The 12,479-nt window shown below is 52.3% G+C and carries 9 protein-coding genes and 1 pseudogene; 7 read left to right on the forward strand and 3 right to left on the reverse strand.

The window, feature by feature from the left end; all coding sequences use genetic code 11:
* Positions 1–135 precede the first annotated feature (135 nt).
* The gene (locus QWU00_RS13135) at positions 136–1,356 is read right to left on the reverse strand and encodes an NADP-dependent isocitrate dehydrogenase (RefSeq protein WP_035378026.1); all 1,221 of its coding nucleotides are present in this window, start codon (positions 1,354–1,356) and stop codon (positions 136–138) included.
* A 242-nt stretch (positions 1,357–1,598) separates the two neighbouring features.
* Between QWU00_RS13135 and QWU00_RS13140 the strand changes: the two genes are divergently transcribed.
* The 4 genes from QWU00_RS13140 to QWU00_RS13155 all read left to right on the forward strand — a co-directional run bounded on the left by QWU00_RS13140 (position 1,599) and on the right by QWU00_RS13155 (position 5,853).
* Positions 1,599–3,098 (forward strand): peptide MFS transporter, encoded by a 1,500-nt coding sequence (locus QWU00_RS13140; RefSeq protein WP_035378027.1) that lies wholly within the window; start codon positions 1,599–1,601, stop codon positions 3,096–3,098.
* 300 nt (positions 3,099–3,398) lie between these two features.
* The gene (locus QWU00_RS13145; RefSeq protein ID WP_052051176.1) at positions 3,399–4,532 is read left to right on the forward strand and encodes an acyl-CoA dehydrogenase family protein; all 1,134 of its coding nucleotides are present in this window, start codon (positions 3,399–3,401) and stop codon (positions 4,530–4,532) included.
* Entirely contained in the window at positions 4,529–5,260 is a 732-nt protein-coding gene (locus tag QWU00_RS13150) for a PIG-L deacetylase family protein (RefSeq protein WP_187668548.1), read from the forward strand. The genes QWU00_RS13145 and QWU00_RS13150 overlap by 4 nt, the downstream gene beginning before the upstream one ends.
* Positions 5,257–5,853, forward strand: coding sequence for a class I SAM-dependent DNA methyltransferase (locus QWU00_RS13155; RefSeq protein WP_035378030.1), 597 nt, complete (start codon positions 5,257–5,259; stop codon positions 5,851–5,853). The genes QWU00_RS13150 and QWU00_RS13155 overlap by 4 nt, the downstream gene beginning before the upstream one ends.
* Here QWU00_RS13155 and QWU00_RS13160 read toward each other — a convergent pair.
* Positions 5,759–6,883 (reverse strand): glycosyltransferase, encoded by a 1,125-nt coding sequence (locus QWU00_RS13160; protein WP_035378032.1) that lies wholly within the window; start codon positions 6,881–6,883, stop codon positions 5,759–5,761. The genes QWU00_RS13155 and QWU00_RS13160 overlap by 95 nt on opposite strands.
* Positions 6,884–8,131: 1,248 nt before the next feature.
* On the opposite strand from QWU00_RS13160, the gene QWU00_RS13165 reads away from it, so the two are divergent.
* A complete protein-coding gene (locus QWU00_RS13165; RefSeq protein ID WP_035378037.1) occupies positions 8,132–8,791 on the forward strand; it encodes a recombinase family protein in 660 nt (219 codons plus the stop codon).
* Positions 8,792–9,134: 343 nt separating this feature from the next.
* Here the strand turns inward: QWU00_RS13165 and QWU00_RS13170 are convergent, their stop codons facing one another.
* Positions 9,135–10,901: a Hint domain-containing protein gene (locus QWU00_RS13170; protein WP_081938946.1), complete on the reverse strand. Its 1,767-nt coding sequence runs from the start codon at positions 10,899–10,901 to the stop codon at positions 9,135–9,137.
* A gap of 210 nt (positions 10,902–11,111) precedes the next feature.
* On the opposite strand from QWU00_RS13170, the gene QWU00_RS13175 reads away from it, so the two are divergent.
* Both QWU00_RS13175 and QWU00_RS13180 read left to right on the forward strand, forming a co-directional pair.
* Positions 11,112–11,714, forward strand: a complete 603-nt coding sequence (locus QWU00_RS13175; RefSeq protein ID WP_035378038.1) for a recombinase family protein — start codon at positions 11,112–11,114, stop codon at positions 11,712–11,714.
* Between the two features lie 521 nt (positions 11,715–12,235).
* Positions 12,236–12,466, forward strand: a pseudogene (locus tag QWU00_RS13180) (BRO-N domain-containing protein); the annotation flags it as partial.
* Positions 12,467–12,479: the final 13 nt, after the last annotated feature.

The following is a 12,479-nucleotide window of genomic DNA, read 5'->3' on the forward strand; positions in this document are numbered from 1 at the left end:
TCCGGCTGATGAAAGCTGTTTTTTTGCGCTACCACGCGGGCGGGCGCAATGGGGTAGCGCTACAACATGACCCATAAAAAAGAGGGAGCGCCCAGGAGCGCCCCCTCTGCCATGCCACCTGAGAGATGTTTCAGGTCAGGATTTGGCGAGTTCCTTTTTCAGCCCGGCATCCAGCACATCAAGGAAAGGCTGGGTGTCCAGCCATTTTGTGTCCTTGCCAACCAGAATGGCCAGATCCTTGGTCATCTGGCCGGATTCTACTGTGTCGATACACACTTTTTCCAGTGTTTCCGCAAAGTGCACTACGTCCGGCGTGTCATCAAACTTGCCACGGTAAGCCAGCCCGCGGGTCCATGCGAAAATGGAGGCAATGGGGTTGGTGCTGGTGGGCTTGCCCTTCTGGTGTTCACGGAAGTGGCGGGTAACTGTGCCGTGGGCGGCTTCAGCTTCCACCACATCCCCCGTGGGGTTCAGCAGAACGGAGGTCATCAGCCCGAGGCTGCCAAAGCCCTGCGCCACAATGTCACTCTGCACATCGCCATCGTAGTTCTTACAGGCCCATACATAGCCGCCGTTCCACTTCAGGGCGCAGGCCACCATGTCATCAATCAGGCGGTGTTCGTAGGTCAGGCCAGCTTTTTCAAAGTCTGCCTTGAACTCTTTTTCATACACGTCCTGAAACACATCCTTGAACATACCATCATAGGCTTTCAGGATGGTGTTCTTGGTGGACAGATACACCGGCAGACCACGGTCCCGCCCGTAGGAGAGAGACGCACGGGCAAAACCTTCAATGGAGGCGCGGGTGTTGTGCATGCCCAGCGCCACGCCGGGGCCTTTGAAATCATGCACATCCAGCGTCACGGTTTCACCACCGCCTTCCGGCACGTAGGAAAGGGTAACCTTGCCGGGGCCGGGGATCTTGGTTTCCGCCGCGCGGTAGATATCGCCATACGCGTGACGACCAATGACAATCGGCTTGGTCCAGTGCGGAACCAGACGCGGCACGTTTGAGCAGATGATGGGTTCACGGAAGATGGTGCCATCCAGAATGTTGCGGATGGTGCCATTGGGGGAACGATACATGCGCTTCAGCCCGAATTCCGTCACGCGGGCTTCATCCGGGGTGATGGTGGCGCATTTCACGGCAACGCCGTAGCGTTTTGTGGCTTCGGCTGCCTCAACCGTCACCTTGTCGTCCGTAGCGTCACGATGCTCAATGCCCAGATCATAGTATTTCAGGTCAATATCGAGATAGGGCAGAATCAGCCGTTCCCGGATGAAATGCCAGATAATACGGGTCATTTCATCACCATCCATCTCTACGACGGGGTTTTTGACCTTGATTTTTGCCATGGTTAAATCCGTTCCAGAAAAAATCTCGAAAAATTTGCGCAATGCGTATGGGCATCATGCAAGAGGCGGATGAACGGATTAAAAGCCTTGAGAGCCAGCGGCTATTCACATTCCTGACAGCATAGCCGTTGCAGGCGTGCCTGCTTTGCCGGAGTGTGCTCATAAAAGGCCAGTTTCCCGCAGCTTGCACGGGCTAGGCATATCTGTTCTAGGGAGTGTTATCACAATATGGTCAGGACTTTATGACGGCATCTTTGTCTTCTTCGCCAACACGTTCGCAGTCTTTCTCAGTCGTGCTGGCTATTGAACTGTGGGAACGCTTCGGGTTCTACGGCATGCAGGGCATCCTGCTACTGTATATGGTGCAGCGCCTTGGGTTTGATGATGCTCAGGCCAATCTGCTGTGGGGCACGTTTTCCGCCGTGACCTATGCCGCCCCGGCTATTGGTGGTTGGATTGGAGACGCCCTGCTGGGGTCCCGGCGCACCATGACAATGGGGGCCGCCGTGCTGGCCATTGGCTATGCTCTGCTGGGGCTGGATTTGGGGGGGCAGTTTGCCCTGTTTGTGGCGTTGGCGGTCATTGCCTTGGGGAACGGCCTGTTCAAGGCGAATGCCGCTAATCTGGTGCGCCGTATCTATGAAGGGGATGATGCCCGGATAGATGTGGCTTTCACCATTTATTACATGAGCATCAACGTTGGTTCCACGTTCTCGCTCCTGTTAACACCGTGGTTGCAGCAGCATTATGGGTGGGGCCCGCCCTTTCTGGTGTGTTCGACCGGGTTGGTGTTTGGGCTTGCCTGCTATGCAGTTTTCCGGAGCCGTTTGCAAAATATTGGGTCCGCGCCGGATTTCCGGCCTGTTGTGCCCCGGCATCTTGCCGGTGTGCTGGCAGGAGTGGTGGTGGCTCTTGCCGTCATGGTTGGCATTCTGGGTGTGCCCGCAGCCGGTAAGGCCTGTGTGTGGATTGCTGCACTGACTATCGCGGTTATCTGGGTTCTGCTGTACCGGCGGGCAACGCCAGCGCATAGGCCCGGCCTGCGGTTGGCTTATCTGCTGATTGTGCAGACCATGCTTTATTTTGTATTTTATCAGCAGATGGTCACGTCCCTCACGCTGTTTGCGCTGCGTGATGTGCAGTCCCAGTTCACACTGTTTGGTGTGCCGCTGTTTTCCATGTCAGCGGGCCAGTTTCAGGCGCTTAACCCGGTGTGGATCATGGCGGCTAGTCCGGTTTTGTCATGGCTGTATAAAGCCATGGAAGAACGTGGCTGGAATTTTCCCATTGCCGAGAAATTTATTGTCGGCTTCTCGCTGGTAGCCTTGGCGTTTCTGATCTGGTGGTGGAGTGCCGCTACAAGCACAACCCTTGTTTCTCCGTGGGTGATGTTCTGGGCGTATGGTGCGTTGTCTGTCGGGGAGTTGTTGATCAGTGCTCTGGGGCTGGCTGTGGTGGCGCGGTATGTGCCCGCCAATGTGGGTGGCTTCATGATGGGCAGTTATTGTGTGTCCAATGGGGTGGCCATGTATCTGGGCAGCATGATGGCCAATCTGGCCGCCATGGGCTCAGCCGTAAGTGGGGGCGATCCCTCTGTAACATTGCCGATCTATGCAGGATTGTTCCGCACCCTTTTCCTGCTGGCGGTGGGGTGCACTCTGCTGTTTGTAGTGTGCCTGCCATTTACCCGACGGTGGGATGCCCAGCATCGTGCCGCACAAGAGGCACGCCACGCAGGGTAATTTCTGTGCAAGTGTGGCAGCAGGCAGACAGAGGGGAAATATTTTCGTCCTTCTCTGGCCTGCTGCTTTCCTTGGTGAGTGTATGTCAAGTTAACACTGCCCTGCGCGCTCTTGCCTGAGAGGCGAAGCGTCTCTCGGATGGTTTTCTCCAATTTTGTCAATCTGAGTCTGACAGATGGCAGTCGGCGCCATATCAGCGTGTCGGCTTCTGTTCCGGTGTGTCCGGCGTCTGAACCTCTGCCTTCCTGTGGCGTTTGGTACGTGTGCTGGAACCCGTTGTCAGTGGGGAGCGTGCCAAATATGTCCGTGTGTCATCCAGCAGAAAAAATACCCAAGACGATCGTTTTCCGATCTGCTCTCAAGCGGTTGTATGGGGATGGCTTTGAGACACACGCACCAACCCAGGAAGACGCCTTTCCATCGGTCTTGTTGGAAAACCTGACACATCTGGGCGTTTTGTCCGCTGTTTTGCCTGTCAAAAATGGAGGACTGGGGCTGTATGAGTCCCTAGAGGGTATGCAGGGATTGATTGACCTGTTGCGTGTCACGGGGAGACTGAGTCTGTCTCTGGGGCGGTGTATCGAAGGACATATCAATGTGGTGCGGCTGGTGTCCCTGTATGGATCGGACAGGCAGCAGAAGGATCTGGCCGCTCTTGTAAAGCGGGGCGTGCTGGGGGGAATCTGGGTGACTGATGGTGCCCAGCCGGTCACGCTGGAGCCAACCGCAACAGGGTATTGTCTGAACGGCGTAAAAGGGTTTTGCAGTGCGGTGCGTCAGGTCGGTGTGGCGTTGATAACCGCACGGACGGCACAGGATCAGGATGTCATGGTTCTGGTGCCTACCACTGAACCTGAACGCATTGGCAAAGGCCCGGGCCGATTGACCGGTATGGCGGCCAGCGGCACGGGCGCATACGATTTTACGGGAGTGGAGATTTCAGCCGATTCAATAATCGGTCAGGCTGGTGATTATTTAAGGCAGCCGGAATTTTCTGCTGGCGCGTGGCGTGGCTCTGCCGTTGCGTTGGGCGGTATGGATGCGTTGGTTGATCTGATGCGTCAGGAGCTTCGGGCACGCGGGCGGGCAGAAAACCCGCATCAACAGCGGCGTATTGGCGAGGCCCTTATTCTGCGGGAGACAGCAAGCCTGTGGGTGCATCGAGCTGCCAAAGCGGTTTACGGTGTGCATGTGGCACCCGAGGAATGCGCCGCCATAGTCAATCTGGCCCGCATTGCGGTTGAGCAGGCAGGAGTGCAGCTCCTTACTCTGGTGCAGCAGGCGCTAGGGCTTTCGGCTTTTATTCGAGGCAAGCAGGTTGAGCAGACACTGCGTGATCTGGCCACCTATCTGCGCCAACCTGCCCCTGATGAAACACTGACAGAAGCCGCAGCCTGGTTTGTGGAGCGTGACTGGCCGGAAGAGACATTATGAAAAGCAGTGATCTGACTGCAGAATTTTTTCGCCTGCCTATAAGGACTCTGGACGAAATAGCACCGGGCACAGCGTTGCTTCTGGCACCTCATCCCGATGATGAAAGCCTGGGGTGCGGTGGATTTATTGCCGAAGCCGTAGCCCAGGGGCGGCCACCCGTGGTGGTGATTGTTTCAGATGGATCAGGTTCTCATCCAGCCTCACAGGAATGGCCTGCCGTGCGCCTTGTGGAGCAAAGAGAGAAAGAAGCCCGTAATGCAGTAAGAATTTTGGGCCTTCCCCCTGACCGTCTGCATTTTCTGGGGCTGCGGGATACAGCCGTGCCCACAGAAGGGGAGGCGTTTAGCGCCGCTGTAGAGCGTGTGGCTGATCTTGCTCTTGATTATGATTGCTCAACGCTTGTGGTGCCATGGCGGCACGATCCTCATTGTGATCATGAAGCAGTATGGCTGATGGGTAAGGTTTTAAAGGCCCTTTTACCCTATGTGCGTCTGCTGTCTTATCCCGTATGGGGCCTGACCTTGCCGCCTGATGTTATTCTGGACCAGCCTTTTCCAGCAGGGTGGCGCCTGAACATAGAGCCGCATCTGCCCACGAAGCGAGAGGCCGTAAAGGCGCATGAAAGCCAGAGAGGGCTGGTGATAGAGGATGATCCGGACGGATTTATCATGCCGGAAGAGTTGTTGGAAAAAATCATCCAAAAATATGAGATCTATATTTTATCATGAGCAAAAAAACATGGTCTCCTGATATTTTTGACTCGTTGTTCCAGAAAAATCCTGACCCATGGGATTTTGAAAAAAGCCTCTATGAACAGGAAAAACTTGCCCGATTATTATCCTGCCTGCCACAGGAGCCTATCAACTTTGCGGTTGAACTTGGGTGTGCTGTGGGGGTGGGAACAAAGGCGCTTGCGGCCCGTTGCACGCATGTTCTGGCGGTAGATGGTTCCTCCACAGCTTTGGCGCTGGCCCGTGACAGATGCTCCCATTTAAAAAATGTCTCTTTTCTGGAAGCCTTTTTACCTGAGGGGTATCCGAAATCTGCCGTTCTTGGCTGTGATGTGATCGTGATATCAGAAGTCCTGTATTTCATGGCGAAGAACGATATCAAAAAACTTGTTGATTATATCATGGAGACTCTGCCCCCTTCTGCCACTGTGGTGCTGGTTAACTGGACAGGAGAGACAGATACACCTTGCACCGGGGATGACGCAGCAGACTGTTTTATTCAGGCCTGTCATCCGTATCAGTGGCTGCCGGTTCATGCGGAACGTGGTGAGACTTACCGGCTGGATTGCCTTCGTTCTGTGGTGACATAAAAAATTTGCAGGCGTCTTTCTGAAGAAGAAAATCAATAACGCGCTGGGCTCTACGATGATGCAGGTGTAAATCCGCACGGTTGACCCGCGTAGATGAATCTGACGACTTTAACGAAATATCATTTCTATCAGAGTATTTTTTCTTTTTTCTGAGGCGCAGCATGCAACGGGAGACAGGTTCGAGTGCGTCATCCAGATAATCATCTTGCTGGACAATGCGGCGGGAAATTGTATCGGCCATGCCACCCCGCGCACGCCCAACCAAGCGGGCAGAAACATAGACTTTGACTTCTGGTGCATGGCGCACGGGAAGGCCTGCTTCATGCAAGGCAGCGTAAAAAGCGCGATCTTCACTCAAAGGTTCAGGAGGAATGCCTCCCACCTGCTGCCATGCTTCTCGCGTTACAGCAATACTGGCGCCGGACCGTTCGCTATGGCGGGGCCATGGATCATAAGGCGTGGGTGCCAGTAGGGCTTTTATGTGCTCCAGTAAGGCTGCGTAGGCTTGTTCTTTTTCGTCATCTTTATGTAGATGTAAAGGGATTTTCTTGAATTCGGACGGAAGCAGAAGCGCGCGCCCGAATACAGCAGCAACATTGTAACGGATAAAGGCCCCAAGGGTCTGTGTCATCCAGTCTGGCGCAACTTCTGCATCTGCATCGGTTGTGAAAAGAAGGGCGTCGGATGGTGCGTAATGAGCGGCATGGACCATGGCATCATGCCTGGCGCGGCCTGCATGGGCCTGATCCGGGGAATAGGAAACACAAACGCTTTCTACCTCAAAAGGCAATGTATCCTGCAAGGAGCGCACCTGATGCCGGGTGTCATCTTGGGTATTGTTGATCCAGACAATCACTTTATGCGGCAGAAGACCGTCCTGTCGGGCAAGCGCCACAAGGCAGGGCACAATATGGTCGGCCTCATTACAGGCCGGAATGGCGACAATACGTGATCTTTGGAGATAGGATGAAGGGAGAGGCTGAAATGCAGTAGGCTGATGGGTCTGGGCGTCTGAATCCGTAATGAGCATCGGAATGTAATCCTTTCGCCGTTTGTTCACGGCATCAGTGAAGACGCGCAGAAATGCCTCCAGTTCATGGTGTCTGATATTTCTGAGAGAGCGCTGGCAGTGTCCGGGTGAGACGTCGTGACACGCTTATTCTTTGTTCATTTCCCTCTCTTGTTCAGAATGCGGGAGAGGAAAGAGTTAAGACCCTTCAGGCTTGGGAGGCGCTACAGTTTCGAGAGAAGAGAGGCGCAACGGTCCTGCATTAGCGGGGCGGCTTTCAGGCGTAAGAAGAGGCAAGGGCTGCTGGGGTGGGCGTTTAAAGAGGAAACTGTTGCACCAGAGGTCATGTCTGCGTTTTTTCTGGAGGGCGTCTGGTGTGCAGTTTTTCTGCAAAGGCACGGTTCTTCTCCTGTTAAAACGGGGTGGCGTGACGTCTGGTCGCAGTTTGGCTGTTACAACGTCAGCGTAGGCCAAGAGTTCAGGAGAAATGAATTTTTGCGCACTTCATGCAGAGGAACAGGCTTTGCCGTTGTCCTGCTGTTACGGAAGCTGTTCAGCAATCAGCCAGAAGAAGAAAAGGGGAGTCAGAGGCCGAAGCATAGCGCAAAGCGATACCGGCCCTTATGAAGATGAATTAGCAGAGTAAAGGGCAACGGAAACGCCCGCAAAGAAAGGATTATTTTTTCAAGGGGAATATATAGCTGGGGCGAACGACGGGGCTTCGCACCAAATATGAAAATACCCTTATTTATCAATAACTTACAAGAAAAAACTATGACGTTTTGGCCTGTAGCGTAGTGTCAATGACGCAACACCCAGTCTCTCAAGATTGGCCTACTATGACCTGAAGAGCAACAGAATTGGGTTTGAGGGGAAAGCCAGATAATGAGGATTTTGTTTTGGTGGTGCCACTTGCCGGGCCTGATTAGCAGTAGAACAGAGGGCAATATTTCAGAACAAAGGACCCTACTCAACAACGCCGAACAACAACAACGTTCGGGGGTTTAGTCCCTATTTTGAAATTGCTTCCATCTCAGAGCCCGATGCGGTGGCCCGTTGGGACTCCTAAGCCGATCTGGTCCCTCTCCCGGAGTTGGCTTTCTGATGCTGCAAGATCGCTTTGCCCAAGACTATGACCGGCGTGATCTATTCATAACCTGAATCTCTAAGATTCATCTTTTTGGGATTCATACAGTCTTCTTGTGTCTGTATCGAAAATGCCAACGAACGTTGACACTAACGATACAGCGCAACAGAGGCGGACAGACCATGCCAAACTTCATCACCTATTTCCGTGTGAGCACAAGCCGCCAAGGTGCTTCAGGACTTGGCATTGAGGCACAACAGGCTGCTGTGGCCTTGTATGTGTCACAGACCGGCGGAAAGGTGCTGGCCTCATTCACGGAGATTGAAAGCGGGAAGAAGAATGACCGGCCTAAACTCTTGGAGGCCATGGAGCGGTGCAGGCTGACAGGCTCCGTGCTGCTGATAGCCAAGCTAGATCGGCTTTCCCGTGATGCTCACTTCCTTCTTGGTCTGGAAAAAGCAGGCATTGAGTTTGTGGCTGCCGACATGCCCAATGCGAACAGGCTAACGGTTGGCATCATGGCCTTGGTGGCTCAGCAAGAGCGGGAGGCTATCTCTGCCCGCACCAAAGCGGCCTTGGCTGCTGCAAAGGCCAGAGGAAAGACGCTAGGAGGCTATCGGACAGGAGCCCCCAAGGTTGACTACCGGCGCTCTATAAAAGCCCGTCAAGAGACCGCTAGAGCCTTTGCAGAGGGGGTTGGTCCGCTCATTCAGAACCTGTCTGCTTCTGGGTTGTCCTTGAGGCAGGTAGCAGCCCGTTTGTCTGAGCAAGGCATCAGGACAGCGAGAGGCACCACCACATGGACAGCAGCCGGTGTGTCCCGTGTGTTGGCTGTGCTTTAGGCTATCATAGCTGCTTCTGGTCGCCATAGAAGCTCGTAGAGTGCCCTGTGTCCTTTGGCTGGCATGATGACCCCGAGAGAGGACAATGAGTCTCTGCACCTCAGAAATTGAGCCTGCGAAGTCATACGCAATATCAATCAAACACCGATCAACATATACGACAAACGTATAGAACCCTATTGTGTTGAGGTGGCGGGGCTTTGAAAACAAAAAACCCACAAACAAGGATTAGACATCCCCAAGCGTCGACAACCCCTTCTTCAGGCTCTCCAGAAACCTATAACAAAAACAGACCCTATCAAAAAAGACAGGGCCTGCATAAGGGCTTAAACTATTAAGGTGATTAAGCAGATTTTACCGATTTTGTCATTGCCTGGCTGTCCTTAATATAAGGGCCAGCAGCACGAACGGTAATGGACAGGATGCCCATTTTCCCATTGGACAGATGCTCACCCAACGGGAGTTCAGCGTTACCGCTTGTCCACGCAACACCGTCCCAAGCCATATCAGCATGCCAACCAGCAGGCTTTTCAGCGATCAGGTGCGATGTAATATCAAACTGCTGTTTTGCGCAGAACAGACGAACCTTTCCAACCGCAACCCCCATGTAGCGGCGATCATCCACAAAGGGACCAATCACATCAGAAGGACGGCTGGCACGTGAAACAATCCGCACAGACTGTGTGGAAGCAGGCAGCATAAAACTATATTCATGCGCTGTCTTACGCATCGGACGCACAACAGCACCTGTATCCGTCACCAAATGCAGGTCCGGATCACTGGTCAGTTCAAGATCAGCAGGTGCCTGCTTTACTGAAACCTTGTCTTCGCGCCATTCGAGGGCACGGAATAGGGGCTCAACAAAAGAACGCTCAACACCCAGCGGAGCGCCAGCATCGTCTGTCCAGTTTTTTATCGTTCCATGCAGGGTTGCGACTTTACCGTTCTGACGGAAAGATGAACGGTTACCGGTATCGAGATAGCTTTCTGTGAGCATGCCATCTGCGGTGATGACGGAGTGCTGTTCTGTTTCGATATGGTAGTATTCGTAAGACGAGATGGATTTGTCGTAGAAGATGGAGACACCGTTGACGAGCATGCGCACAGGCACAAACCGATCTCTAAAAAACAGGCAGTGTTCTGCGGTGATCAGCATGTCTTTGTAAGGCACACCATCGGCGATGGCATCTTTGAGCACACGCACAGGCCAGCCTGCTTCATCGTTTGGGAGGTCAGGGCGGACTGTAGCACGTGCTTTACCGGTCCATATAACCGAACGAATGACATCCTGATTGTTTCGCCAGTCAAAAGTAACAACCTGATCGCCAATCTGGATATCTTCTACCGCAACATCACCCTCAGGTGTGCGGATCATGCTGCCAGATAGGAAGCAGACAAGGATAGCGCTTGTTCCTAAGCTATTGGTCGGAGAAGCACTGATGTACAGGTTTCCACCACTTTCTTGTTGATACAGAGAGTTATTGGAAGTGGTATAATCACCAGAAACTTCAACCGTAACCCCAGTGTCTGTTGTAATGCTTGTGGTGTTTGAAGTGCTGTCATATGTTGCATTTGTAACTTTACCAGACCCAGGTATTTCAATAGTAGATCCAGCGTTTCCAAAGCCGGAAATATTACTGAAAGTTAAAAGTGTTACTCCACTAGCTGGTGTAATCACCAAGGTGCCGCCACCATCACCAAAGGTGATAGTTGAGCCGCCTAATGCACTGATTTCTGATGTTGAGAGCGTTCCTAGATTTATAGTGCCGCCGTTCTCAATTGTATAACTATTTCCGCTTAGAGCAGAAATAGCGTTATCTCCAGTAATAGTTATAGTCCCACCATTGGCGGTAAAAGAAGATCCCGTTAAGGCACCAAGAACACTTGATGAAACATTAACTGTAACGTTTGCACCGTCTTCTGACGTAACAAAATAGGGGTTAACTGCACTTATTAATGAAGCGCCAAACGACAATGTATCAGTAATATCTCCGGTAAATGTTACACTTGCTCCTCCTAAGGAAACTAGTCCGAGAACCCATCCTGTGGGAACTAATGTGTAGCTACCACTGTCTGTTACAGTATTACCATATCCATAGAGAAGACTCATTTTCATAACTCCTGATTTACGCAAGTGAGGTAAGTCCCACCTGCTTCCTGAAATTCTCGCCCGTTTTATTTCATAGAAAAATTGTTTGCACAACAAAAACATCAACTGAAACAGAAAAAACCTAACAGATATTTTTTGCGTAAATCAGGAATTACTCAAACAGACATCGTGCTAAGATGCCCCTTTCCTGCACGGAAAAAAAGGTGGAGCATGGGGCAGAAAATAGGGTATGCGCGGGTCAGCACAGTTGGACAGACCCTTGATATACAAGTAAAAACTTTAAAAGAATTTGGTTGCGTAAAAATTTACCGCGAAAAGGCAAGCGGCGCTGATTCCGAGCGCTCACAGCTTAAAAAGCTGATTGCCTCGTTGGGTGAAGGTGACATCACGGTTGTCACGCGTATCGACAGACTTGCCCGCAGCACTTTCGATCTCTTTTCTATAGTTAAAGAGATTACGAATAAAAAAGCACAGTTTCATTCAATATATGAACCGTGGACTGATACGAGCACCAGCACAGGACGACTGATGCTTGCTATTCTTGGGGGGCTTGCTGATGTTGAACGCGATCTGATCAGAACCAGAACATCCGAGGGCCGGGTCAGAGCCATCCAGCAGGGAAAGCAGATGGGACGACCATCCAGACTGACCACCGCACAAAAACGGGATATCAGCGCAAAAAGGAAAAACGGAATGACACTCAAGTCTCTGGCAACAACCTATGGACTCAGTGAAAGTGCTGTTTCCCGAATTGCCCGGTCCCATGACACACTGAAAACGACGAAAGAATTTCCATCTGACCCGTCCTTTTGACGCATGAAATATTTCCACGAATCTGAAATACTGCACGAGATAGTTGTCCAGCCCCTTCTGTAATAATGAGGTGAGGTGGGTAGTCTGTTTCCATGTGGTTTCTTACATGCGGAGGAAGCCTATGAGCAGCCAAGTGCTGCTTCTGAGGCGCATGACAGCTCTTGGCTACTGTGATATAGAGCCAGACGGCCAGAGCGTTCATCTTCCATCGTGGCTTTTTTTCCCCAATGTTGAGCCTATGTTTCAGTGTGGTGCCTTCTCAGGTCTGGCAGGGTCTGGGAAGGCAAACAAGGTTGGCGGGGGGGGGGCAGTCCCCAGCAGCCAAAGGTGGCCCCTCCTTGTGGCCTCAAAAGAGAGGAAGGAGAAAGACATGCTCACAGCCTGTTTGTCTGTTGGTGTTATGGTAGGGGTTGTGATGGCTCGTGCTGTCTGGCTTTGCAGGAAGAGAGACTGATAGACTTATCCCGTTTCACCCGGACACCCACACAAACAAACAGCAGCCTCAGGTTGTCCGCACCATCATGCTGAACGGCGAACCTTGGTGGATCCTTGCAGATGTTTGCAAGGTGCTGGAAATGGGCTCCCCTCACAAGGTAGCCAACCGCCTAGATGAAGATGAAAAGGGGCGGACTACTATTCCGACCCATGGTGGCCCGCAGGAGTTTGCGATTATCAACGAAAGCGGCCTCTATTCCATCATTCTCAAGAGCCGCAAGCCGAGCGCCAAGCGGTTCAAGAAATGGGTCACTTCGGAAGTCCTTCCGG

Origin of the sequence: Acetobacter tropicalis (assembly GCF_030644465.1) — a bacterium.
In the GTDB taxonomy this organism is placed as follows: Bacteria; Pseudomonadota; Alphaproteobacteria; order Acetobacterales; family Acetobacteraceae; genus Acetobacter; species Acetobacter tropicalis.

Bases quoted from the DNA above. Each gene is read 5' to 3' on its own strand.
- QWU00_RS13155 (WP_035378030.1), top strand. From the start codon at position 5,257: ATGAGCAAAAAAACATGGTCTCCTGATATTTTTGACTCGTTGTTCCAG.
- QWU00_RS13135 (WP_035378026.1), bottom strand. From the start codon at position 1,356: ATGGCAAAAATCAAGGTCAAAAACCCCGTCGTAGAGATGGATGGTGAT.
- QWU00_RS13170 (WP_081938946.1), bottom strand. From the start codon at position 10,901: ATGAGTCTTCTCTATGGATATGGTAATACTGTAACAGACAGTGGTAGC.
- QWU00_RS13160 (WP_035378032.1), bottom strand. From the start codon at position 6,883: ATGCTCATTACGGATTCAGACGCCCAGACCCATCAGCCTACTGCATTT.
- QWU00_RS13175 (WP_035378038.1), top strand. From the start codon at position 11,112: ATGGGGCAGAAAATAGGGTATGCGCGGGTCAGCACAGTTGGACAGACC.
- QWU00_RS13165 (WP_035378037.1), top strand. From the start codon at position 8,132: ATGCCAAACTTCATCACCTATTTCCGTGTGAGCACAAGCCGCCAAGGT.
- QWU00_RS13150 (WP_187668548.1), top strand. From the start codon at position 4,529: ATGAAAAGCAGTGATCTGACTGCAGAATTTTTTCGCCTGCCTATAAGG.
- QWU00_RS13140 (WP_035378027.1), top strand. From the start codon at position 1,599: ATGACGGCATCTTTGTCTTCTTCGCCAACACGTTCGCAGTCTTTCTCA.
- QWU00_RS13145 (WP_052051176.1), top strand. From the start codon at position 3,399: ATGTCCGTGTGTCATCCAGCAGAAAAAATACCCAAGACGATCGTTTTC.